Genomic DNA, 25,422 nt, shown 5'->3' with positions numbered 1-25,422 from the left:
TTAGTGAAAATATTAGATAAATACATCATTAAATCTTACTTGATTACATTTACTTCGGTATTTGTAATCTTGTTTTTTATATTCGTTTTACAAGGAATTTGGCTTTTCATATCAGAACTTGCGGGTAAAGATTTAGACTTTTTCACCGTTGTAAAATTCTTATCATTTTACGCTCCTACCATTGTGCCAATGGTTTTACCATTATCCGTATTACTTGCTGGTATTATGACTTTTGGAAGTTTTGCAGAAAACTACGAGTTTGCAGCCATGAAATCTTCTGGAATTTCATTGCAAAGGGCCATGAAAATGCTTTCACTTACCATTTTAGTGCTAAGTTTTGTTTCCTTCTTTTTTGCCAACAATGTAATTCCTCAAGCGCAATATCGCTTTTTAAACCTTCGTAAAAATATTATCCAACAAAAGCCTGCAATGGCTATTACCGAAGGACAATTCAATTCTATAGGTAATTTTAACATTAAAGTTGACAAAAAAACAGGCGACAATGGTCAGTTTTTAGAAGGTGTAATTATGCACCTTAACAAACCAAATACGGGTCAAGGAGCTAACACTGTAATTAAAGCTAAAAATGGTATTTTACGAAGTGAAGACGATTCAAATTACCTACAACTGGAATTATTAGATGGTAACTATTATGAAAATGTAACTCCTAAAGACTTCAACGAACGTAAAAAAGAGCCTTTTGCTAAAAGTAGCTTTAGAAGATATACCATAAACATCGATTTAAGTAAATTAAACGATATGAGTAGTAATGATGGTGATATCACATCTGAAAAGATGCTCTCTATTAACGAACTCATCTTTACTGTTGATTCATTACAACTCAATTATAACAACGATGTAGTATCCTATGTCGATAATCTTTCACAAAGAAACGAATCAATCATCAATACTTCTAGAACACAAAGCGATACACTTATTACAAATGCAGAAACTCCAGACATTTTATCCTTATACAAGGCTTCAGAACAGTCAAAAATTTTAGATATTACTAAAAATAATTTGACTAGTACACAGTTTAGCATTGAAAACGGTAAAGTAGATTTGGAATATAAAAAGAAAAACATCAATTCACATTGGATAGTATTTCATGAGAAATTTGTAATTGCTTATTCTTGTTTACTAATGTTCTTTATAGGGGCCCCACTTGGTGCCATTATCCGTAAGGGAGGAATTGGATTACCTATAGTTTTTGCAGTAATTATTTTTATTGCCTTTCACTTTATGAACATGTTTGGTAGAAAACTAGCAGAACAAGATGCATTACCAGCCGTTTTAGGAGCGTGGATGTCTTCTTTAGTTTTAACACCTTTAGCTATAATTTTAACATACAGAGCCACAAATGATATAGGTGTAATGATTAATTTTGATTGGCTTATCGATCCTATAAAAAATATAATTTCACGACTTACAAAAACAAACAATAATGTCAACTAAAATACAACTCAATACCATCGAAGAAGCTATTGAAGACATCCGCCAAGGAAAAGTTATCATAGTAGTAGATGATGAAGACAGGGAAAACGAAGGTGATTTTTTAGCTGCAGCTGAAAAAGTAACTCCTGAGATGATTAATTTCATGGCAACACATGGTAGAGGGTTAATCTGTACACCACTTTCAGAAAGCAGATGTAAAGAATTAGATTTGCATACTATGGTTCGCAATAATACCGATCATATGGAAACAGCATTTACTGTTTCTGTTGATTTAAAGGGACATGGTGTAACAACCGGTATTTCTGCTGCAGATCGTTCTAAAACGGTTCAAGCACTTTTAGATGCTGATACAAAACCAAATGACTTAGCACGTCCTGGTCATATATTTCCACTTATTGCAAAACAAGGTGGTGTATTACGTCGTACAGGGCATACCGAAGCGGCTATCGATTTTGCACGTCTAGCTGGATTCAAACCTGCAGGTGTAATTTGCGAGATCATGAACGATGACGGTACTATGGCACGTTTACCCGAATTGGTAAAAGTTGCAAAAAAATTCAATTTGAAATTGGTATCTATTGAAGATTTAGTAGCCTACCGTATGCAACACGATAGCTTGATTCAAAAGAAAGAAGATTTCGAAATTGAAACACGTTTTGGTACATTCCGTTTAAGAGCCTACTTACAAACGACAAATAAGCAAGTGCATTTGGCCTTAACCAAAGGTACTTGGAGTGCTGGAGATATTGTTTTAACCCGTATTAATTCTTCACAGGTAAATAATGATGTTTTAGGTACACTTACTAATAATGTCGACAAGAAACTGGACGATATGTTCCGTAAATTAAATGAAGAAGGAAAAGGTGCTATTGTATTTATTAACCAAGAAGTAAAATCATTAGAATTATTATCGCGTTTAGCTGAACTTAAAGTATTACAAGAAGATGGTATTACAAAAGCACCGCGAATTAAAATGGATGCTAAAGATTTTGGAATTGGAGCACAAATTCTTCATGATTTGGATATTACCAAATTACGCCTGATGTCCAATAGTGACGCCCCTACGAAGCGTGTCGGTATGATAGGTTACGGTTTAGAAATCACAGAATATGTGAATTACTAAAATTTAAAAAAACCATAATTTTATAGCTAAAGACGATACAGTAATCACTAAGAAAAGTTTGATTACTTTGTCGTCTTTTTTTACAGACCACCTACTCCCTACCCATGCCCCTGAGGCATTCCCTATTGTAAGAATAAAAGCTAATAGATAATTGATTTGATTTTCTAAAGCAAATACAACAACGGCACCAATAGTGTAAACCGCTACTACGTATACTTTTGTAGCATTAGACTTTACTAAAGACAAACCATTTAAGTAAGGTAAAATCAACAACATTAAAAAACCAATACCTGCATTTATAAAACCACCGTAAATACCCAAAAAGAAAAAGACAATAATAGCCCAATAAAGTGATTTACCAGTAGTTTTCTCTATAATGGTATCATAATCCCGTTTTGGACTAAAAAACAGCGTTAAAAGTACCATAACCATAATTATAGCCAAAATTCGATTGAACAATTCTCCTTGTATATCAATGGCTAATTTTGCTCCTATCATCGCTCCAAAAAAGGCAGACATTCCAAGATAAAAACTAAAGGGATAGGTTGAAATACCTTTACTCTTAAATCCTTTAACAGCAGTCGCCGTTTGTATTAATATCGCAACTCGGTTGGTTCCATTAGCTACTGAAGCCGGTAAACCTAAAAAAATTAATAAAGGCAATGTGAGTAAAGTACCTCCACCAGCAATTGTATTTAAAAAGCCTGCAACAAAGCCGACTGGCAGTAATAACAGGTATTCGAACTCAAAATTCATACTTTTAATTTAGCAGCGCAAAGGTATTTAAAAAAAAGATTGCAAGAATCGAAACATTACACATACTGTAAATCAAATATTTATAAAACAACAAGAAAAAAAAATCATTTTTTTTCAAAAATGATTTTGAAACTCAAAAAAAGCCTCTATATTTGCACTCGCAATCAGCAAATGAATGCGGTCTTACTGGAGAAATGGCAGAGTGGTCGAATGCGGCAGTCTTGAAAACTGTTGACTGTAACAGGTCCGGGGGTTCGAATCCCTCTTTCTCCGCAGAATAAAAACCCTAATAATTGAAAATCAATTAATTAGGGTTTTTTATTTTTACAATATCCCCACTTTATCCCCACATTTTTTATTTTTTAATAAAATTAACACTACTTCAAAATTAAGTCATTGCTTAACTTTATCTCAAAAAGTTAAATATATTTGAAGATATTTACTAGTTACCAGCAATTTTGAAAAAACGAAACGGAATGGAACCATTAATTATTCAAAAAACAGTTGCTTATATGTTAAAAGCAATGAAACTGAATGTAAATATTCAAAAATTCCAGAGTGAGTTTGCTTCAATAAGACATGGCAATTATTTTGAGTTTATAAATATCATTCAATCGCCTATTCCAACAGTTGTTGTTTACAATTCAGGAAATATAAAAGTCACTAATACAATTGAAAAAGGAGAAATCGATTTTAGTGGCTTAATAAAATCAGGTCCTTCACTACTTGATTTTTTTAAAAAATGTCAAAATGAATATGGAGAATTAATAGACAAAGACATTCCTGATGACATCTATGAGAAAACAGTACTATTTGAAATAGGCTTAAGAATGCATGCAAACAATCATAACTTAATAAAAGAACGAGCAGTATTAATCGATGTGATTCAGCAAATAAGCAAATTTAAAGAACTGTCCGAAATGGAAAGCAAAATATTAGATAATGGGAGACGTTTTTTAAATATGATAAAACATAACAAAAATCAATTTCCTGATTGGCAAAGTGGGATTGTGGCTTTTGAAGAAGCTTATGAAATCATTAAAAATCATAAGCTAACAGTTATATAAAAACTGCTGGTAACAGCGGTTTTGTGAAATTGGGGTTGTAGGCAAAATTAAAAGGTAATTTTATATATTTGACTTCAGTCCTAATGGAATGGTTTGGGAGCAAAAATCCCCAACTCCACAAAGCCGGCGGGACGTTGGCAGTAATTATAGACAATGACATAGAAGTAAAGAACAGGCCAACAACCTGAAAAGCCTAAGAGTAAGCAGAAAATATAAAGCAAAAAAAATGGAACAACATAGAACTGACAATCAAGTAAACGAAAAAAAACGAACAACAGCAATTACTATAATTTGCGTGTTAGGGTTTATTGGAGCTGCTTTAGCAATTCCAATAATCTTTACGGGCATAGCAAGACAAATTGGAAGTTGGTATCCACCCTACTTAGGACTTTCAACAATCATAGGTTTTGTTTGTATGGTTGGACTATGGCAAATGAAAAAGTGGGCTGCATATACCTATGCAGGCTTTGTAGGTCTAAATCAATTAGTCCTTTTGACAATGGGAGTTTGGAATATTATGGCACTTATAATTCCAGCAATAGTTGTTGGTATCGCCTTGACACACGTTAAGAAAATGGACTAATTACGTTGACCATAACAAGAATAACTACTGCCAACGCTAGTTTTGCGTCAGGTGGGCTGACTTGCAAACTTGATGTCCTTATTCAAATAAACATTACTAATAATTTAATTTTTTAATCTGAAACCAAACTGAAAGCAAAGCCCTAATCCAATAAGTACATTTTTTATACATCGTCTAAAACCACTTTTCATTAAAACAATCGAATTCAGTCAAAAAATAATATTCAAATAATCAAAATAGTTGATTAACTTATCATCATACTTTTAGACTAAATAAGTCTTTTTAGGTATATTTACTTTAAAGTGTTTAACAAGTGAAGGATTATATTATAAAATTTTCTCTATTTACTTTAGTTTTATTTTTAGTAGGATGTAATGAAAATAAAATAGAAGGCCACGTTATAAACAAAAGTACATTAATCGAATTCCGTGATAATATACATAATGAAGGAAAATTAGAATTGATAAGTAATAGCTCTTATAAATTTGATTTACTAAAAAAATACTTTGACAATATTGAAGATTTCAAAGAGACAGAAAAAGAGATAAACATTTATCCTAATTTAATTCTAATCAATAAAAATTTTAAGATACTCATTAATTATGAACTTATTTATATCGAATACTACAATTTAGAAAATAAAAACATTAAACTATTTAAAAATATTTCACTTGAAGAGTATAAGTACTTTAAGTTTTTAAATGAAAATAATAAATGGATTGATGATTTAGGTAATGTTTACGGTTTAGGTAACTTTAAAGCCTCCAATTATTCTCTATGTGGCCTCATGTTACATAATATTGAGTACAAATATAAAGTTGGGAAGTGGAAATTTTGGAACTTAAAAAGAGAATTGATTGCGGAAGGTGAATTCGTAACAGACAGTTCTATTGTCAGAGGACGTGGAGGTTGTGACTATTATATTAAAACATCTAAAATAATGAATGATAAATGGAATTTTTATGATAGTGATGGAAAACTTAAAAATCCTCATTTTGAAGAAATCTATATTTTAGAAAATGCAACTAAATAATAATCCATATGTATTATTAAAAAATTGAATACACATTTAGAAAACATAAATGGTATGAAATAACAAAATAAGCTGACGAAAAAAATATTATTTAAACATAGCTTAATTAAAAATAAATTACACTATCACCAATAAAACTGAAAATTGAATAATTACCTAAAATTAATTTGCTTCCTTCTTTTTACTATTAGTGTAAAGGGGCAAATTGTATTTAAAACACCATCAGGTGCAAAATACCATTTAGCAACTTGTAGAATGGTTAACAATGTTTCTAAGGAACTTGATTTGAACGATGCAGTTGAAAAAGGACTAGAACCATGTAAAATTTGTAATCCTCCTAAATCTGAAAAAGTAAAAACTCTTTATCAAAACAAAGCTAAGGGAACATCAACAACTGTTCAATGTAAAGGAAAAACAAGAAATGGCACGAGGTGTAAACATAGAACAAGCATAGCAAATGGCTATTGTTTTCAACACAATCCAGACAATTAGACCAACATTAAATAATACTCTCTAAAATCAAATTCAAAAATGACACTAGAAGAATTAAAAACAAACATAAAATGGTGAGAATCGAGAAGATGGTTTTATAATATCGCTGTAGGACTCATTGGACTTATGACAATTTATGACGGCTCAAAAAGAGATGAATTTACTTGGCTTATTGATTATGTTTGGGGAATTACAATATGGGGTATTGGTGCCAATATTTTTTATTCTTTAGGAATTCTATTAGAACTTTTTGATTGGTATTACCTAAACAATAAAATTGGAATAAAAAGATTTCGTTACCTTTTCTACATAGGTGGTCTTTTTTTTAGTTGTATCTGGACATTGTATATAGGTTGGGTGTATTTTTCAAAACCCTACTTATGGTAAGAAGTAATTAAACCTGAACGCTTACGAAACAGAATGAAAGAGATTTTAGAAAAAGTATTAAATAGGTACATCACATGAAAGGTCATTTTTTTTTTTTGAAGTTGAAAAAAAATCTAAGAATTGCTTTAATCATCCTAGAGACTAATTTATACTATTATTAAAAACTAATAATTGCTTCCACCATAGCGCCATTAAACTTACCATCAATTAAGGATCTATTCAATTCTGAAGTAGCTGTAAATCCATCAAAAGTTTGGTTTACATATTCTGCTTTTAACAAGATGTTTTTAGTCATAAACCATCCTGCTGAAAAATTAAATCTATCGATATCTACATCTTCTCCTGTTCTTTCTTCTGCACTGACTAAATTGTAACGACCACCTACATAAAAGTTTTCATTTTGTCCGAAACGATAAATTAATTCTCCGGCATATTGATTTGCATTTCTTCTGTCTGTTTCAGAATGTCTTCTGCCATTTGCCATTTCAATAGTACCAAAGAACTCTAAACCTTTGTATTTAATGAAAGGATTAATCATAAAAGCAGTTACTTTATTGCCAAAGTTAGGGTTGTAACGACCTGATCTAAAATTATCTGTTGATGATACAGTATTCTTATCATTATCAGCATCATATACATTGTAGTTATAGTCCATTACATTGTAATATCTACCTCCTGCACGGTCTGCACTATATAAGTAAGAATTTGTTACGCTACCTGTATTATAAACAGAACCTGTTAAACGTACTCTTAAATCGTCACTAACCTGTTTATCGTAACCTAATTTGGCTAAGAAAGATGCCCCATCTGAATCATTTTTCACTGTAGACTGGTTTAGTTTACCATTAGAAAAACCGACCATTCCTAAAAAACCTAGTTCTGTTCTATAATAAAACTCAGCACCAACTTCAGTTGTAAAAGCATCCATGATTAAATTACCAACAAATGGGTTGTAAATTGCTTGTGCATTATCACTTCTTCTAAAGTGAGCATCACCGTAGTTATTTTCCATGTGACCAATTCTAATAGTTGCATGTTTCATGAAGTCACTTAATAAACCTTTACTAATAAAGTCTAATTTATCAATTTGAAAATAACCACCTTTTACATAGGGTTCCGGATGGTGACGCGAAGACAAATAGGTTCTTAAATGCATACGAACACCCTCAGCTAAAGCCACATCTAAATCTAAATTTGCTGTTGCTAAATTAAAGTTACTTCCTAAATCTACTAAACTAAGATATTTTCCATTTTGATTTAAAACATCTGACTGATTTACACTACCGAAGTTCTCATGATCTAATGCTTGGTATTGTAGAGCAAATGAGCCACCTACTCTCACTTTAAGTTCATCAAAACTTGATATGGTATCTTTTGGATCTTCGAAAACATTTACACCTCTTTGATCAGGTTTTCTATAATTATCTAAATCTCTTTTACTTTGTGCATGAAAACTAAATCCTGTTAATAAGGTAACTCCTAAAAGTACATTTTTGATTATCGATCTCATAATTTGAAACTCTTTAAATTATTATGTGGTTTGAATTGATCTACTTAAAAGTGGTCAAAAATTTAACGTTTATTTCATCTCCCGTAGTTATCGTGCCCAACAAGGCTGTTGGAGGCTCGATTTTAAAATCGGTCATTTTAAACTTTTTTTCACCTTCTATAGTAATTTTGGAGCTCGTAACAATAACTTTTAAAGTAACTGTAATATTTTTAGTGGTTCCTGCCACAGACAAATCACCTTGTCCTTTTACCTCATATATACCAGATCCCTTATCCGTAATATTGTTAACTTTAGTCAATGTAAAAGTTATGGATTTGTATTGCTTTGTTTTTAAGGCCTTATAGGTATTTTTATCCATACCCGATTTTCCACTTTTTAAGCTTTCAGATACAACAACAAGAGAAAGTTTATGGATTATAAAAGACTCTGAAAATGAAAAATTAATTTTTCCAGATTGATTTTCGGCACCTACATTCCAATCATGTAAACTTGACGTTCCATACACTTTTAATGAAGATTCTTTATTTACCAAGTTATATTCTTGAGCTTGAACTTGACTAACGCAGATAAATAATATGAATACTAAAACAAATCGTTTAAAACCTAAATCTTTAAATTCACTCATAACTTCTCTGATTTAAATTATAGGATAAATATACATTGCCTGTTATTCTAAAACTATGATTTTTATCATGTTAATCTTAAACCAAGCTTTTTAAAACAACATCAAAAGAACTGAAACAATCAATAAAAGAATATAAAATCTATCAGATTATTTTTAAAAAGAATTTTCTTCAAAAAAGACCATTTTAAAAAACTAACTAACTGACTATCAAATTTAATATTTTTTTTTTAGAAGTCGTATTTATAATATTAGCTTCAATTGTTTTTTGGTTAAAAATTGTATTAAAGAAACTTGGTTTAAAGCTTAAAATATTATAAAAATTAAAAATAACATAAATCAATATCAATAAAACGAAATTTAAAGTATTTCTGATCAGTACATATTATGTACCAATAAGTTTAATAGCAATGGTACCAATATTCTTGAAAAGTTTTTTACTATCAAAAAATATACTTTTGTTACCTTCAAACACATTAATAAAATAAAATATTGGATAAATACTTCTACAATAATAGTGTTTTAAAAAAATCCTCTTTTATATTAAAAAGACTACTTTAAGTACCATATAAAACGTATCTTTATCATAATGAAGCCAATACATCATTCACAAAAACTGATTCAAAGGAATTAAAGGAAACACTATGGTACATCAATATTCGAATAGTAAAACTTTCCGCTTCAATAGAAAAGTTTTGATTAACTGTATGTTTCTTTTGCTATTAGTCTCTCAAGTAACATTTGCGCAAAAAAACAAAAAAACAGCTGTTGGCCCTGGAGGTGGAAGTATTGAAATATCCCCTCTTGAATTAAGAGCAACTACAAACGATTTCTTTTACAAATTTGAGCGAACCATAACGGAGGCAGCAGATAGTATTATAAAGCTTTCTTCTATTCCATCTATTGATAAAGAAGCATTAATATGGAAAATGAACGCCATTCCAATTGCAAATGTAGCCATATATAACAACGATGCTTTTCTTGGTTATATCGATGTGTCGGTTTTCACGTATCAAATGAAAATGTATTTTGAAACTGGAGCCGGTAAAAATTTATTTGGTGATCATCAGAAGATTGCTATAAAAGCGGTGAATTCACTTTGGGAAGATTTATTGAATATTGGCCGAAATTTGGTTCCCGATAATGACATTTCAGAAGGAACTGAGATAGTCATAGATTTTGCTAAACAACACCCTATCACAAGTTCGTATTTTGTTAGACAATCTACTATACCTCTAATGACTAAAATTCAAAATGTTGAAAAAGTTACCTTAAAAAAAATAGCTTCAGATATGTCGCAAAATCTTAATGAAATGCGTACACAAATAGGCTCGTATGTTGATATGATGCCAAAGCAGGTGCGCTGGGAAACCGAGTTGTTACTTAACAATGCTTTAAACAATCCCGACTTAACGGGCCGTATTGATTCATTAGCACGTTTAACAGAACGAATGGTAATCGTGATGGAATCGAGTCCTGCGTTTATAGAAAAACAGCGTATGGAATCCTTTGATGATATTAGCGGTGAGCGGGTTGCAGTATTACAGGCCATTAGTCAAGAACGAGCAATAGTTTTAGAAGAAATAAAAAAGGAACGGGAGATTGTTTTGGAGGAATTAAACAAACAACTAACATTTCAAAGGCAAGCTACTTTTCAGGATTTAACCGCTTTATCCAATCAAAGCATGGAATTAGCCTTTGACAAAATGGAAAACATCATTGACAAACTCTATTGGAGAACGGTATACTTGATAGCAATTTTGCTAGCAATACTTTTTATTGGATTTATCATTTACAAAAAGATTTAAAATTAACTTGCTTATTACTCTTGATCTATAGAAAACGAAATGAAATAACCAATCCACTCCATACTTAAAACTAACACAAATGAACTCTCTCTTTAGAATCATATACCTGATTGGTTTAATAGTATTAAACGCATCTTGTGTTGAAAAGAAACCGTCTAAAAAAGAAATCAGCGAATCCAAATTTGTCAATATTTTAGAAACAGACACTTTGAAATTTAATTCAGGTATACGCTGAATCTTTCAAGATACTTAAGGTTTTACAATAGAAGTATTTGTAGAATTCTATAAATATTGCTAAATTAATTGTTTTGAGTAGTGTAGATTTTGACTTGTATCTTACAAAAATCAGCACAAATCTTAATCAAACCATTAACAAAATAACAATGGATAAGTATACAGAAACATTTGAAACTTGGAACAAAATAGCTATGCTATATCAAGATAAGTTTATGGAGTTGGGTTTGTATGATGACACGTATGACTTTGTTTGTAATACCATTTCAAAACAAAATGCGAAAATATTAGAAATTGGTTGTGGTCCTGGAAATATAACAAAATACCTTTTAGCAAAAAGACCTGATTTTGATATTTTAGGAACGGATATAGCCCCCAATATGGTTGAACTTGCAAAAGAAAATAACCCTACAGCAAGTTTTGAAGTAATGGATTGTAGAGAGATAGACAAACTAACCCAAAAATTTGACGGAATTGTTTGTGGCTTTTGTTTGCCTTATTTATCTCAGTCAGACAGCCTAAAATTTATAAAGTATTGCTCAAAACTTTTAAATGAAAATGGTCTAATTTATATCAGTTTTGTAGAAGGCGAACCCAGCAAGTCACACTTTCAAGTTGGTAGCTCTGGTGATAGGGTTTGGTTCAATTATCATTTATTGGATGAATTAGAAAAACAGCTTTTAGCAAATCATTTCTCACAATTGAACACTTTTAAAATTGAATACAAAAAAACAGTGACAGCGCAAGAGATTCATACTATTGTTACAGCTCAAAAAAAGTAAAAACATTTTTATTATAAAATATCTATTAATATAATATATAATGCTTCAACCGTAATATTTAGAAAGTAAAAAATATCATTAATTTAAAATATTATTGTATATTTAATAGTTCTTAAAGAGGAATTAGTTTTATAAAAATTCACAATATTATCATGAATATATTATTCCTTTTGAGTAAAAATGTTTTGAACACAAGCGAAAATTAAATTAAAACTATATGTCAAAATTTCTATATATTGTTTTGTTTTTTAGTAATTTTTGTATTTCTCAAATTTACTATTCCCATTACATCAATGAAACTTCAGTATGGAGATATGAAGCTCATAGATACTTAACTGGTGGTATGCCTGGTGGAATAAATAGCACCTCTTATGTAACAGAATATATTGATGGTACAAGTAATATTAATGGTTATACTTATTACAAAAAATATTCAATTTGGATTCGCTTTGGTGTACAATATCCTATTTATGGACCAACATATATTAGGGAAGGTAGTGATGGTAAATTTTACAAACTAGACTCAACTAATACTATTGAAACTGAATATTTTGACAATAATCCTTTTCAAAATATTCAAAATGGCACCACAATAAATGATTTAAGTACAAATCCTATTCCATCTTGTACAGCAAATGTTAGCTTTATAGCTGTAGGTGGATTAAATCTTAAAAAAGTTGAAAATGTTGGTTATAAAATAGAAGGAATTGGAGGTGTTTATGGTGGAGGTATTTGTAGTGGAATTACTTATTCATGCTTTCATTGTCCATATGATACTCATCCAAATAATTACGATCTACTTTATTCTTACACGAAGGATGGTAGTACTTATTATGAAAACTCTACTGGCGGCAGCCTGTCTAATTATCCTGTTCCTTCTTATCTAAGTACAAAATCTTTTGATACTTTTGAAACAAAAATATTTCCAAACCCTACTACTGATATAGTCAATATTCAATCCGATTTTAAAATTGATGTAATTGAAGTGTTTGATATTCAAGGAAGAGAAATTGAAATAATACTTTTAAATGATTTTCAAGCAAAACTAAATTTTAATAATTACCAAAAAGGTACATATATAATAAAAGTCAAAACTGAATTAGGTACTCAAATCAAAAAAATAATACTAAAATAGTTTTAAGCAGCTAATTTAACCGAAGAGTAAATCATAATAAGGATCCTTTCTTAAGTATTTTTTTCTTTAAAACTAGTCCTATTACCTTCAGAAAACCATTTTTTTTATAATTATATGCAAAAAATAAGCAACCATATTTACTTCAAGGATTTATAACTAAATAAGCTTTTTCCAAACTATTGTCGCCCCTTAAAATAAAAATAGAATTAAACGAAATTTCAATTAAAAGATTTGATAATTTCTCTGGACGGCCTACAATAATTTTTCTACACGATTCCCTAGGGTGCATCGAATTATGGAAAGATTTTCCAGAAAAATTGGGAGCGCTGACCAACTGCAATGTTTTGGTTTATGACCGTCAAGGATATGGGAAATCATGTCCTTTTTCATATCCGAAACGCGACAAATACTATTTGGAATTGGAAGCGGATATATTGAATGAGTTGTTGGTACATTGGAACATTGACAACGCAATTCTTTTCGGACATAGTGATGGTGGCTCAATCGCAATAATTATGGCTGGAAAATATCCTAAAAAAATAAAGGCTATCATTACAGAAGGGGCTCATATTTTTGTTGAAGACATTACAGTTCACGGTATAAAAGAAGCAATAAGAGAATATCAAACTTCTGACCTGAAATCTAAACTGCAAAAATACCATGGAAACAAAACAGAGGAAATGTTTTGGGCTTGGGCTGGAAATTGGACTACTGAAGAATTTAGAGATTGGAATATTGAGAACTTTTTACCATTGATTAACTGTCCTTCTCTTATTATTCAAGGTGAAGAGGACGAATTTGGAACATTAAACCAAGTAACTAAAATTGCAAGTCAAACAATTGGAAAATCGTTGCAATTCATTATTCCCAATATAAGGCATACACCACACAAAGAAGCAACTGAATTGACGCTAGAAAAAGTGAAAGAGTTTATCAGTCTATTGAACCTTTAATGAAATAAAATATGACAAATTATATCGATGGCTTTGTCCTTCCAATACCACGAATACATTAAAGCGAATAGAAAACCGTAAGTGAAAAAGTTGCTGAAATCTGGAAAGAGCATGGGGCCCTAGCCTATTTTGAGTATGTTGGAGATGACTTGACTTTGCAAGGAACGCGTTCATTTATTCATTCAGTTGATGCAAAGGAAGACGAAGTTATTGTTCTCGGATGGGTACTATTTCCTTCCAAAGAAATACGTGACTTAGCCAATAAGCAAGTTCCTAAAGATGCCCGAATGGCAGATTTAGTTGCACCTCTAGTAAATCCTGAAAAATTAATTTTTGATGCCAGTCGGATGGTTTATGGTGGATTTCATCCACTTGTACAATAAATTGAAAAATGGATTAGCGATGAAGAATTTTTAGCTTATTTTGAACTTATTTGATAGGTAATTTGAAAAAATGAAAAAGCCTCATTTCTAAATAAAAATTATAAGCGAAAACTTAATAATAAATCGAGCATTATAGAGAGAAAGATAAAATATCCTGAGGTTAAAAATAAAATTCAAACAGGAAATAGAATATCATTATAAAATTGAATTTGACTATAAAAAATATAGCAATGGTTACTAACGCTATAAAAATTATTTTCTAATTATTTCCCAGTAATTTCTTTACGATGTTCTCTACCCCATTCAATTAAACTCTGAATAACAGTTTGTAGTTTTTTACCATAAGGCGTCAACTCATATTGCACAGTAATGGGCTGCGTATCCAAAACGGAACGTTTAACAAGCATATTGATTTCCAATTCTTTTAATTCTTTACTCAACATTTTATTGGAAATTCCTTTTACATCGTTTAAAATCTCAGAAAATCTTCTCTTATCATGATAATACAATGAAGCGATTATAGAAATACGCCATTTTCCACTCAAAACATCCATGGTATCGTGAACGGCCATAATGTTTTTCATGCATTCTGTTTGAAAATTATCTTCTGTCATATTCAAGAGGTTACTCAAAAGTTACTGTTACTTTTTGTTACTAGGTTTCAAAAATAAACAATTCCATTGTATTTTTGTACACCTAAAATAAAATATAGAAACTATGGCTTTATTAGACGACTTAAAATGGCGTTATGCAACAAAAAAAATGAACGGACAAATGGTTCCACAGGAGAAGTTGGACTATATATTAGAAGCAGCACGTTTAGCTCCTTCTTCTTCAGGCTTACAGCAGTATAAAATTTTAGTAACATCAGACAAAGCTTTACTAGAAAAAATAAAAGGAATTGCTTACCATCAAAATCAAATTACCGATTGTTCGCATCTTTTAATTTGGGCAGCATGGGATGGATATAGTGAAGAACGTGTTACCAATGTTTTCAACAACATGATGGATGCTCGTAATTTGCCACATGAAACAATGGACGCCTATAAAAACTCACTATTGAGCCTATATGCTCCACTAGGCCAAGAGTGGCAGGCTCATCATGCTGCCAAACAAAGTTACATCTCATTTGCTATGGCTATTGCGGCAGCGGCTGAACAAAAAGTAGATGCAACCCCTATTGAAGGTTTTATCCCGGAAAAACTTGATGAACTTTTAAATTTAAAAGGAACAGGGTTCAGAAGTACAGTAATTTTACCAATAGGATACCGTGAGGAGGAAAATGACTGGTTGGTTAACATGAAAAAATTCCGTTTACCTAAAGAAGAATTTATCACCGAAATTACGATTAATGATGCAGCGGATATATAAGAACTTTCAGGCATCCCTTCTCTAAATGATTTGAACAACAAATAATCTACCTGAAAAAAGGGCCTTAATTTTAAATTAAGGCCCTTTTCAATATTTTTTGAAAAAAAAATTAAAATATGTTTACCTGTAAATCAACATCTTAAAATTATATTGCAATTTATTATTTAAAAAATAGTGTAGAGCCTTCATTCAGATGTTTTTTAATTCAAAAAAAACTTCTATATTTGCACTCGCAATCAGGAAATGAATGCGGTCTTACTGGAGAAATGGCAGAGTGGTCGAATGCGGCAGTCTTGAAAACTGTTGACTGTAACAGGTCCGGGGGTTCGAATCCCTCTTTCTCCGCGAGCTGAAAAGCAAATGGTTTTAAAACCCACTAAATTCAATTATTTAGTGGGTTTTTTCTTTTTCTTATATGTCAAATTATTCATAAAATCTCAAAGTTTAGGTGTCTTTCAAGGTGTCTCTAAAAATTATAATCAAAGTGACACCTCAAATAGAAAAACACTATTACATCAAGTAGTTCAATAAGATATTCAATTATTGCACATCTTGTTTGTAGTTATTAAATCAGGTAAATTTAATATTAACTTTAAGGTCACCAATAATGAACACATCAGTATCCATTCTCTTTTACATTAAAAGAGCCAATATCAAGGAATAATTTTAACTATATTTGAATAACATCTAACACTTGAAAAAGCAGCTTTAAAAAGGAGAAAAATCAGGTGGTCAATTTGCCCCGATTTTGGGTGGTCACTTTAAAACGAAAATGGGTGGTCAATATATGCGTTTTTTGCATATCAGAACTTAAGAGTTATTAAAAACCAACGATTTAAAAGTTATATTTTGGTAAGATTTTTTATCAAAAAAATATAATTAAATCCTTATTTTATTATATTTGTATTTACATAAGTCTATAAAAGTTATTTTATTACGATGCCAGCAAGTAAAATTTTATCCCTATTAAGCGTTCTAGCATTGTGCTATATTTTACTTTTAATTCTTGTTTCTTACATCCACTTTAATAACCAAATATTTAATTTTATACGCGAATTGGTTACCATACCTGTTATAACATTTATAGTCGCTAACTTTCTGTTTTCTACTGTAAAGTTGTTATCAAAAGATAAAAGTTATGCCATTAACTTTAGTATCAATTTTTTTTCTATTGCATTAATGATAGTTATCACTGTTATTCAAATTTAAAATAGATCTAATTTTTATTAGAGAGTAGAGGGGTTGGATCTTGTTATCAGGATTCAGCCTTTTTTTATTAATAAAGTTCTCCTATTCGCTATTCTTCTTTTGTTTAAATCATTTTTTCCAATCGGCCATTACCTTTGGGAAACTAAAAATGTTTCTAAAATATTCTTAAATTAATTACCTTTATATAAATACTTTAATTATGCTTTTAGAAGATGTTGAGTCTTATATAATAGATTTATTGAGTGGTAATTTACCTGCCGATAATTATTACCATAACTTATCTCATACCAAGCGGGTTGTTGCCTTGGTTACAGCTTTAGCAAAAGAAGAAAATTGTAACGAAAGTGAAATTCTTTTGGTGCAACTAGCCGCTTGGTTTCACGATGTTGGTTTTATCCATGAAAATGAGGGACACGAAGAAGTTAGTAAACGAATTGCATATGATTATTTAAAGTCAAAGGACTTCAACGAAAATGATATCAACACTGTACTTCGACTTATCGAGGTTACAAAATTAGGGGGGGTACCAAATGATAGACTCGAATGTATTATAAAAGATGCTGATTGTGGTCATGTAATATTGGACGACTATGTTGAAATTTCAGAAAAATTAAAAACCGAAATTAGTTGTAAAAAAGGGATAACCATTGAAACTTTGGAATGGTTAAACCAAAATAAAGATTTTCTTCAAAACCAACGTTTTTTTACCAATTATGCCAAAAGAAATTGGCAACCTTTAAAGGAAAACAATCAATTTAAACTGCAACAGAAAATTGAGAAGTTATCGTCTAAAAACGAAAAAAGGAATGCTTCAAATATTGGAAGAGGTGTGGAAACGCTCTTCAGGGTACAACTCAAAAACCATATCGAGTTAAGTGCCATTGCCGATACTAAAGCTAATATCCTATTATCGGTAAATGCTATTATAATTTCAGTTGCGTTGTCCAATTTAATACCAAAACTCGACAGCCCTTCCAATTCCTTTTTAGTGGTTCCAACATTGATTCTAATGATCTTTAGTGTTGCATCTGTTGTATTATCAGTATTGTCAACACGACCAAAAATTTCTACCACAAAAGTTACCCCAGAAATGATTAAAAACAAACAAACCAATATTTTGTTTTTTGGTAATTTTCGAAAAATGAACTTAAAAGAATTTGAATGGGGTATTCAATATTTAATTGAGAATGAAGAAGTATTATACAATTCACTTACAAAAGATTTGTATTACTTAGGACTCGTCTTAGAACGTAAATACCGATTGTTAAGAATTACCTACACTGTATTTATGATTGGTATTATTATCTCTGCTCTAGCATTTGTGATAAGCTATCATCTAACCGTTTCACTATAAAACCAAAGAAGATGGGAAATCAAAATACTGAATTATTTAAAGTGGTAATATCACTGCGTTTGTTAAAGGAAAAGTTGGAAAATGAATTAAATTCAAGCAATATACTAATCAAGCAACAAGCAGAACTAGTATTAAAACTATTTGAAGAATCTCCAGATTTAGCATCAGGAACCTCATCATTAGAGGATTTCTACAAACACAAATCGGTTATTGATCAAATCATGGCTACTGTATTTCCTTCTGCCCTAACCGATAATGAAATAAAAGCGGCGGTATCCCCCTACTCAAACGATATCTTCTACTGTAGTAACCGCTTGCAAAGAATCATTAACGATTCTGAAATACAAAAAGATATTTTCAAAAATCTGTATCAAGACAATGAAAATTCAATCGATTTATTAGCGTATACCATCATTTTAAACAGCTACTACAATTATGCGATAGATTTTGATCGTCCAAAAACCATTACAGTTACAAATTTAAATGGAGTTCGAAAACGTTATAGAGTAACGTTCAATGCCGACTTTTTGGATATTTATCCCAATGAAAATGCAATTGAAATTACAAAAGACATTGTAAACGAACTTTTGGCTAATGCTAATGATAAAACTTTCTGGAAAAAATACTTTCCAGATAACTCTTGGACCGTTGAAGGATTTGGCATCATAAATTTAATTGACACCACTCTGGATGAGCAAATAGATGATTTTAAGACGCACTTAATAGAACCCAATCGGGAGAGTTTTAAATTGCTAAAGGAAGACATCAGACGTATTTTCAACTTACCCAACCTACAATTGGGTAGTTACAGTATGAGTAAAGATTTTTTATTTCCTGCTTATGATAAAAACTTTGAAATAATAACCCTTTCTCAAGACGAGCAACTGAATATTTCGCAATATGCTTGTGATCAAGTTAACAAACAACTCTTTGTCGATTTTAAACCAGTTATAATTGCTAATGTAGAACAGTATCATAAACAAACCAATGGTAACCGTCTTAGCAATTTATTATTGAAAAAAGGATTAAAAAGTATAGTCCTTATCCCTATTTTAATCAATAAAGAAGTTAATTATATAATTGAGTTGGCTAGTGATTGTGTCAATCAAATCAATGCCATCAACATGGTAAAATTGGACACTATAATGCCTTTTATTTTGAGTTACTCGGCAAGAGTAATTACCGAGTTTCAAAATGAAATACGCGCCGTCATTCAAGAAGAATGTACTTCCATTCATCATGCTGTAGTTTGGCGTTTTGAAGAGGAAGCTAGCAAATACATTCAAGCAAGGAACAATGATGAAACACCCACTTTTAATGAAATTGTTTTTAAAGATGTTTTACCCTTATACGGTCAAGTCGATATTGTAGGTTCCTCAATTGCTCGCAACGACGCCATTCAAAAAGACCTTACAAGTCAGCTAGAGCAAACTAAAAGTATTCTTCAAAAAAGGTTGACCAATGGAGCATTCTCCTTTTACGAACAGTTAATCTATCAAATCGATAAATTGTTATATGAATTAAAAGATGCTTTTTTAACCAATTCCGAACAGGAAGTGAATTTATTTTATGAAAAACAGATATTTCCACTTTTGGAACATTTAGCGGCATCTAATTCAAACAATCAGGATATTAAAGTATTTTTAGAAAGTCTAGAAAAAGAATCCAAAACAATTTACAAAGCACGTAAAGCCTATGATTGTACTGTAGACGCCACCAATAAAACCTTGTCTTCCTTTTTAGACAAACAACAAATTGTGGCACAAAATATATACCCTCACTATTTTGAAAAATTTAAAACCGACGGTATTGAACACAACATCTACTTGGGACAGTCAATTGCTAAAAATGCAACCTATCACCCTTCTACGCTGTACAGCTTAAGGCTCTGGCAGCTACAAGTTACTTGCGAAATGGAAGCCATGTATTATCAAAAACAAAAGGAATTTCCTGTACAATTAGAAGTAGCTTCTTTAATATTAGCCTATGATGTTCCCATAACCATCCGATATAGAATGGATGAAAAGCGATTTGATGTAGATGGCGCCTACAACGTTAGATACGAAATGATTAAAAAACGTATTGATAAAGCACATATCAAAAACACCAATGAGCGACTTACGCAGCCGCACAAACTTTGCGTGGTGTACTCGAGTAATGCAATAGAAAGAGAATATCTTAAATATTTTGAATTTCTACAATCGAAAAATTATGTCGGAAAAGAAATTGAAATTCTAGAATTAGAAGAATTACAAGGAGCTACTGGTATCAAAGCCATTAGAGTAGATCTTAATCATAATCTCAAAAAAGTGGCAAAGACATTTACAATTGAAGATTTACAAAACACCTAATCAGAATATTATATGCTAAAAAAATACACGATACTTTTTTTTAGTTTCGCTATACTTTTCAATGGCTGTGCAACTTATCAGTCTAATCATCCATATTCAGATAAATCTACTTTAGACAACATTAACGATGAAACTACGAATATCTTTCTAATAGGTGATGCTGGAAAATTAGAGGAAAATGGAGCTAGTCCAATTGCGCTTTTAAAATTAAAGGAACAATTTATTAAAGCGGATCAAAATGATATCCTATTCTTTTTAGGTGATAATGTTTACCAAAAAGGAATTCCATCAGAAAAAAGTCCAAAATTTGAAGCAGCAGTTAACACTTTAAACGCACAACTCGAGGTTGCTAAAACTTTTCCTGGAAAAGTATATTTTATACCAGGTAACCATGATTGGTATAGTGGAATAAACGGCTTAAAAGCGCAAGAAAAACTAGTAGAAAAAGCGCTAGGTAAAAACACCTTCAAACCAGAAAATGGTTGCCCTATTGAAAAAGTGAACATCAGTGATGATGTTGCTTTATTAATAATCGATTCGCAATGGTACATCACTAATTGGGACAACCATCCAAGCATAAATGACAAATGCGAGTTTACCACTCGTGAAGATTTTTTGGATGAAGTGCGCAGTGAAATCAAAAAATCACAAGGCAAAATTACGCTAATTGCTATCCACCATCCGATGTTTACCAATGGTGTTCACGGTGGGCATTATAGTTTCAAGGATTATATGAAACCACTCCCTATAATCGGGAACTTGAAAAATATTATTCGAAAAACGAGTGGTATCGTTAATGCTGACCTTTACAATACTTTTTATAATGACCTTAGACAAAATATTATTGCAGTTGCTCAACAAAATGAAAAAGTGATTTTCCTATCAGGACATGAACATTCGCAACAGTATATTGAAGCCGATAACTTAAAGCAGATTATCAGCGGTTCAGGTTCCAAAATTACAACTGTAAAAGTCAAAAACAATGAAGATTATGGTGAAGGTGCTAAAGGATTTGCTTTATTGAACCTCTATAAAAACAATGCTGTAGACGTTCAATTTTATAATGCGGAACTTAACAAAATAGCTTTTACCAAAACCATTTTTGAGGCGCCAGAAAAAACAAAATACGAGTATGATTTAACGAAACAAGCAACTATTAATGCTTCGATATATACTGAGGAACAAACCAGAAAATCAAAAAGCTATGATTTTCTTTGGGGCAACCGATTTAGAAAATATTATAGTACGCCTGTTGAAGCAAAAGTGGTAGCTATCGACACTTTAAAAGGAGGATTAACTCCTATTAGAAAAGGAGGAGGTACACAATCCAAAACCTTACATTTAGAAAATGCAGAAGGAAAACGATATGTGTTGAGAGCAATGAAAAAACAAGCGGCACAGTTTATACAAGCTGCAATAATAAAAGATCAATATATCGAAGGACAGTTTGAAGAAACGGCATCCGAACGTTTTTTAGAAGATGTATTTACAGGCTCACATCCTTATGCACCTTTCACAATTGCAAAACTTTCAGATGCTATTCAATTAGCACACTTAAATCCAAAATTATATTACGTTCCCAAGCAAAATGCTTTAGGTGAATACAATGCCGAATTTGGTGATGAATTGTATCTATTTGAAGAACATCCTTCTGATGGTCATTCCGAACTAGGCGGTAATAATTTTAACGGAACAATCCTCAGTACGTTCGATATGATGCGCGAAATTCATAAAAGCAATTCTAAAACGGTAGATGAAAAAGAATTTATCAAAGCGCGTTTGTTTGACATACTAATTGGTGATGCCGATCGTCATCAAGACCAGTGGCGCTGGATGGAATACAAAGAGAACGACGGTATTGTTTACCGCCCACTTCCTAGAGATCGTGATTTAGCCTTTTCTAGAATGTCTGATGGCTTTGTTTTTAGTACTGCAGTGCACTTAATACCACAAGCTAGAAAATTCAGAAAATATGAACCCGATTTAGTTGACGTGAAAGGTTTTAATTTATCAGGATTTCCATTAGATGTAGCGTTTCTATCAAATACTGATGAAACGGTTTGGCAAGAACAAATAGCATTTATTCAATCTAATATTACCAATGAAGTAATTGACGAAGCATTTAAATCTTTACCAAAAGAAGTTAACGATTCTACAATTGAAGAAATAAAATCCATTTTAAAAGAGAGAAGAAACAACCTCAAAAAAATCATGGAGCGCTATCTGAAATTGGTTCAAAAATATGCGGTTTTAACGGCTACCAATAAACAAGATTATATCAAAGTTGAAAATAACGAAAACGGACATGTTACCGTCAGACTTTTTGAAAAAAAGGAAAATGTTATACAACAACCCTATTATAGCCATACTTATAATCCAGATGCAACCAAAGAAATATGGATTTATGCATTAGATGATGACGATACTTTTGAAGTTATTGGAAAAAGTAAAAAAATCAAATTGCGATTAATTGGCGGACAAAACAATGATGCATATAAAGTTGAAAAAGGCAAAAATGTAATGCTGTACGATTACAAATCGAAAAAGAACGATGTCACTAATGCCCGAAAAGCACACGTAAGACTCACCGATAATTACAACACTAACGTTTACGATTATAGAAAATTACGAAACAATATCAATCAATTTTTACCGATGATGGGCTATAACCCCGATGATGGATTAAAATTAGGCATTAGAGACACGTATACCACTTATGGTTTTGAAAGAAACCCATTTACAAGCAGACACCAACTAGGTGCATTTTATTACTTTGCTACAAATGGATACGAGCTACAATACAATTCCGAATATGCCAATGTAATCAACAATTTAAATTTGTGCATAGAAGCAAATTTCCACAGTCCAAATTTCAGTTTAAACTTTTTTGGATACGGTAACGAAACCCAAAATTTTGACGAGGATAAAGGGCTTAATTACAATCGTGTGAAAGTAAGAGAAGTCAATATAAAACCTGCATTGTTGTGGAATTCTAATAGAGGTAGCAAAATCAAACTTGGTCTAAGTTATGAATCAATAGAAATTCACCAAAGTTTTGACCGCTTCATCAATGAGTTTAATGTGTTGCCAAGTTATGTTTTTGATGAAGTTCAATTTGCTGGAGCAAATGCAAATTATTCCTTCTCAAATGCAGATAATAAAGCATACCCTACAATTGGTTTACAATTCAATTTGAACCTCGGATATAAAAACAATTTAGATATAAACAACCGTGACTTTACCTATATCGTACCCAATTTAAAAATAGCGCATAAACTTGATACTTCGGGTAAACTTGTTTTGGCTACCGATATAAAAGCACATGTTAACATTGGAAATGGCTTTGAGTTTTATCAAGCGGCCGCTATAGGTGGTACAGATGGTTTAAGAGGTTTCCGCAATCAACGTTTTACGGGTCGAAACTCCTTTTATCAAAATACCGATATACGTTACAGTTTCGGACGCATGAAAACCCAACTCATACCTCTAAAAATGGGACTATACAGTGGATTTGATTATGGACGCGTGTGGCAAAAAAATGAAGATTCCGATAAATGGCACAATAGTTATGGTGGAGGTTTTTTTGTAAATGCTGTTGAAATGCTTTCTGCAAACTTCGGCTTGTTCAATTCGAGTGATGGATTGCGATTTACTTTTGGATTGGGATTTGGATTCTAACTATTTTATGCCATACCAAAAAATACTTTATAGTATTAATTAATAAAAAAGCCAAGTTCATTCACTTGGCTTTTTATTGAAGTATCAACTATTCTTCTATTACTGTGATATTTTCAAAAATTGAATCATTATTCTCTATTGCAAATTCCGCTTCTTCATTAACAACCATATAATCACTTTCATCAGCTATATTTTCAGTAACAACTGGGCGAGCTTTCACCACTACTCCATCTTCATCTCCTTTAAAAAAAGGAAACACATCCATAATTGGCGATTCTGTAATAGCTGTTATGGTATAATCTCCCATCGTATTTTTCATCGCATGAGTAGAATTATCAAAAGCTTCTTTTATATCATTGGCTTGAACCAATAAATAAATATTGGACTTGCGTTCTTTACCACTTTCTTCGTCATAAGCAACCAAAACAATTTTGGTTTTAAACCAACGATCGGAATTATCAAAAGGATGAATTTCAGAATAATTGGCTACACGAATGTTGGTTATTTTAAACTCCTCACTTACATAAGCAGTCATTTCCTGATTAATGCGAGATTCCGCCTCTGTATAGGACAATGCGTCAACCAAATATGGCTCTGTCACTACTTTTTGTACACCGTTTTCATCAAGTTTTCTATAGCGCACTTTGCACTCATACCAAATATTACTCATCTTTCTAATTTTTTAAAGGGAGCCAAAGATAAATTTTAGCACAAAGAAAAAGGCTAAAATTTACAAAGAGATATTCACAATTTCATTTTTACCCCCTTTCTCAATTGTAGTGTCCTCAAAATCAAAATGACACAAAAAAACCAAGTCAATAGACTTGGCTTATTACTTATTTTAAAAAATCTATTCTGATATTTTTACATTAAAAAAAATTACATAGTAATCAACACAAAATCACTTAGATTTCTCCGATTTTGATTTTCCAGTGTTAATACCAAACAAGGAATAAAGCGGACAAAACTGCATGGAAGAAGTTACTACCATTATAACACCTACTGCCAAAATTATCCAATTTAAAGTTCCATCAAAATTGCCCGACAAGCCTAAAATTAAAGCTAAAACACCAATTATTATTCGTAAAAATCGGTCGCCATTTCCCATGTTTTTTTTCATAATATAATCTAGTTAA

Annotated in this window: 21 protein-coding genes, 2 tRNA genes and 1 pseudogene; 18 read left to right on the top strand and 6 right to left on the bottom strand. The window is 31.4% G+C overall.

Going from position 1 to position 25,422, the window contains the following annotated elements; translation table 11 throughout:
* Positions 1-3 precede the first annotated feature (3 nt).
* On the top strand, positions 4-1,455 hold the full coding sequence (locus ACFS5J_RS11425; RefSeq protein WP_379812320.1) for an LptF/LptG family permease: 1,452 nt from the start codon (positions 4-6) through the stop codon (positions 1,453-1,455).
* Positions 1,445-2,578 carry a 3,4-dihydroxy-2-butanone-4-phosphate synthase gene (gene ribB / locus ACFS5J_RS11420; protein WP_379812319.1) on the top strand — a complete coding sequence of 378 codons (1,134 nt, stop codon included), beginning with the start codon at positions 1,445-1,447 and terminating at the stop codon, positions 2,576-2,578. The genes ACFS5J_RS11425 and ribB overlap by 11 nt, the downstream gene beginning before the upstream one ends.
* A gap of 3 nt (positions 2,579-2,581) precedes the next feature.
* Here the strand turns inward: ribB and ACFS5J_RS11415 are convergent, their stop codons facing one another.
* Complete coding sequence (locus tag ACFS5J_RS11415) at positions 2,582-3,334, bottom strand: sulfite exporter TauE/SafE family protein (RefSeq protein ID WP_379812318.1); 753 nt, start codon at positions 3,332-3,334, stop codon at positions 2,582-2,584.
* Positions 3,335-3,522: 188 nt separating this feature from the next.
* On the opposite strand from ACFS5J_RS11415, the gene ACFS5J_RS11410 reads away from it, so the two are divergent.
* The 6 genes from ACFS5J_RS11410 to ACFS5J_RS11385 all read left to right on the top strand — a co-directional run bounded on the left by ACFS5J_RS11410 (position 3,523) and on the right by ACFS5J_RS11385 (position 6,896).
* Positions 3,523-3,607 (top strand) — tRNA-Ser (locus tag ACFS5J_RS11410).
* A 203-nt stretch (positions 3,608-3,810) separates the two neighbouring features.
* A complete protein-coding gene (locus tag ACFS5J_RS11405; RefSeq protein ID WP_379812317.1) occupies positions 3,811-4,401 on the top strand; it encodes a hypothetical protein in 591 nt (196 codons plus the stop codon).
* Between the two features lie 226 nt (positions 4,402-4,627).
* The gene (locus ACFS5J_RS11400) at positions 4,628-4,984 is read left to right on the top strand and encodes a hypothetical protein (RefSeq protein ID WP_379812316.1); all 357 of its coding nucleotides are present in this window, start codon (positions 4,628-4,630) and stop codon (positions 4,982-4,984) included.
* Positions 4,985-5,297: 313 nt separating this feature from the next.
* The gene (locus tag ACFS5J_RS11395; protein ID WP_379812314.1) at positions 5,298-6,017 is read left to right on the top strand and encodes a hypothetical protein; all 720 of its coding nucleotides are present in this window, start codon (positions 5,298-5,300) and stop codon (positions 6,015-6,017) included.
* Positions 6,018-6,161: 144 nt separating this feature from the next.
* Positions 6,162-6,509: a DUF5763 domain-containing protein gene (locus tag ACFS5J_RS11390; protein WP_379812313.1), complete on the top strand. Its 348-nt coding sequence runs from the start codon at positions 6,162-6,164 to the stop codon at positions 6,507-6,509.
* Between the two features lie 126 nt (positions 6,510-6,635).
* Positions 6,636-6,896, top strand: a complete 261-nt coding sequence (locus ACFS5J_RS11385; protein WP_379812312.1) for a hypothetical protein — start codon at positions 6,636-6,638, stop codon at positions 6,894-6,896.
* A 157-nt stretch (positions 6,897-7,053) separates the two neighbouring features.
* On the opposite strand, the gene ACFS5J_RS11380 is transcribed toward ACFS5J_RS11385, so the two are convergent.
* Both ACFS5J_RS11380 and ACFS5J_RS11375 read right to left on the bottom strand, forming a co-directional pair.
* Positions 7,054-8,406 (bottom strand): hypothetical protein, encoded by a 1,353-nt coding sequence (locus tag ACFS5J_RS11380; RefSeq protein ID WP_379812311.1) that lies wholly within the window; start codon positions 8,404-8,406, stop codon positions 7,054-7,056.
* Between the two features lie 40 nt (positions 8,407-8,446).
* Entirely contained in the window at positions 8,447-9,031 is a 585-nt protein-coding gene (locus ACFS5J_RS11375) for a YceI family protein (protein WP_379812310.1), read from the bottom strand.
* A gap of 704 nt (positions 9,032-9,735) precedes the next feature.
* Here ACFS5J_RS11375 and ACFS5J_RS11370 point away from each other — a divergent pair.
* The 5 genes and pseudogenes from ACFS5J_RS11370 to ACFS5J_RS11350 form a co-directional block, all read left to right on the top strand.
* On the top strand, positions 9,736-10,836 hold the full coding sequence (locus ACFS5J_RS11370) for a hypothetical protein (protein WP_379812309.1): 1,101 nt from the start codon (positions 9,736-9,738) through the stop codon (positions 10,834-10,836).
* A 383-nt stretch (positions 10,837-11,219) separates the two neighbouring features.
* Positions 11,220-11,852 carry a class I SAM-dependent methyltransferase gene (locus ACFS5J_RS11365; RefSeq protein WP_379812308.1) on the top strand — a complete coding sequence of 211 codons (633 nt, stop codon included), beginning with the start codon at positions 11,220-11,222 and terminating at the stop codon, positions 11,850-11,852.
* Between the two features lie 217 nt (positions 11,853-12,069).
* Entirely contained in the window at positions 12,070-12,987 is a 918-nt protein-coding gene (locus ACFS5J_RS11360) for a T9SS type A sorting domain-containing protein (protein ID WP_379812307.1), read from the top strand.
* Positions 12,988-13,166: 179 nt separating this feature from the next.
* Positions 13,167-13,940 carry an alpha/beta fold hydrolase gene (locus tag ACFS5J_RS11355; RefSeq protein ID WP_379812306.1) on the top strand — a complete coding sequence of 258 codons (774 nt, stop codon included), beginning with the start codon at positions 13,167-13,169 and terminating at the stop codon, positions 13,938-13,940.
* A gap of 86 nt (positions 13,941-14,026) precedes the next feature.
* Positions 14,027-14,323, top strand: a pseudogene (locus tag ACFS5J_RS11350) (DUF1428 domain-containing protein); the annotation flags it as partial.
* Positions 14,324-14,586: 263 nt separating this feature from the next.
* Here ACFS5J_RS11350 and ACFS5J_RS11345 read toward each other — a convergent pair.
* The gene (locus ACFS5J_RS11345; RefSeq protein WP_379812305.1) at positions 14,587-14,937 is read right to left on the bottom strand and encodes a winged helix-turn-helix transcriptional regulator; all 351 of its coding nucleotides are present in this window, start codon (positions 14,935-14,937) and stop codon (positions 14,587-14,589) included.
* Positions 14,938-15,040: 103 nt separating this feature from the next.
* Here ACFS5J_RS11345 and ACFS5J_RS11340 point away from each other — a divergent pair, with 103 nt between their 5' ends.
* The 5 genes from ACFS5J_RS11340 (at position 15,041) to ACFS5J_RS11320 (ending at position 24,286) form a co-directional block, all read left to right on the top strand.
* A complete protein-coding gene (locus ACFS5J_RS11340; protein WP_379812304.1) occupies positions 15,041-15,694 on the top strand; it encodes a nitroreductase family protein in 654 nt (217 codons plus the stop codon).
* Positions 15,695-15,954: 260 nt separating this feature from the next.
* Positions 15,955-16,039: transfer RNA gene (locus tag ACFS5J_RS11335), tRNA-Ser, on the top strand.
* 1,063 nt (positions 16,040-17,102) lie between these two features.
* Complete coding sequence (locus tag ACFS5J_RS11330) at positions 17,103-18,257, top strand: Pycsar system effector family protein (RefSeq protein ID WP_379812303.1); 1,155 nt, start codon at positions 17,103-17,105, stop codon at positions 18,255-18,257.
* A gap of 11 nt (positions 18,258-18,268) precedes the next feature.
* Positions 18,269-20,608, top strand: a complete 2,340-nt coding sequence (locus tag ACFS5J_RS11325) for a hypothetical protein (protein ID WP_379812302.1) — start codon at positions 18,269-18,271, stop codon at positions 20,606-20,608.
* A 12-nt stretch (positions 20,609-20,620) separates the two neighbouring features.
* Complete coding sequence (locus ACFS5J_RS11320) at positions 20,621-24,286, top strand: metallophosphoesterase (protein ID WP_379812301.1); 3,666 nt, start codon at positions 20,621-20,623, stop codon at positions 24,284-24,286.
* Positions 24,287-24,374: 88 nt separating this feature from the next.
* Here ACFS5J_RS11320 and ACFS5J_RS11315 read toward each other — a convergent pair whose 3' ends face one another.
* Together ACFS5J_RS11315 and ACFS5J_RS11310 are read right to left on the bottom strand one after the other, a co-directional pair.
* A complete protein-coding gene (locus ACFS5J_RS11315) occupies positions 24,375-24,956 on the bottom strand; it encodes a DUF4494 domain-containing protein (protein WP_379812300.1) in 582 nt (193 codons plus the stop codon).
* Positions 24,957-25,187: 231 nt separating this feature from the next.
* A complete protein-coding gene (locus ACFS5J_RS11310) occupies positions 25,188-25,406 on the bottom strand; it encodes a YgaP family membrane protein (protein ID WP_379812299.1) in 219 nt (72 codons plus the stop codon).
* Positions 25,407-25,422: the final 16 nt, after the last annotated feature.

It is taken from the genome of Flavobacterium chuncheonense (genome assembly GCF_042686145.1).
GTDB classification, from domain to species: Bacteria; Bacteroidota; Bacteroidia; order Flavobacteriales; family Flavobacteriaceae; genus Flavobacterium; species Flavobacterium chuncheonense.
Note: the sequence above shows the minus strand (reverse complement) of the source record. Positions and strands in the feature narration are given on the sequence as shown.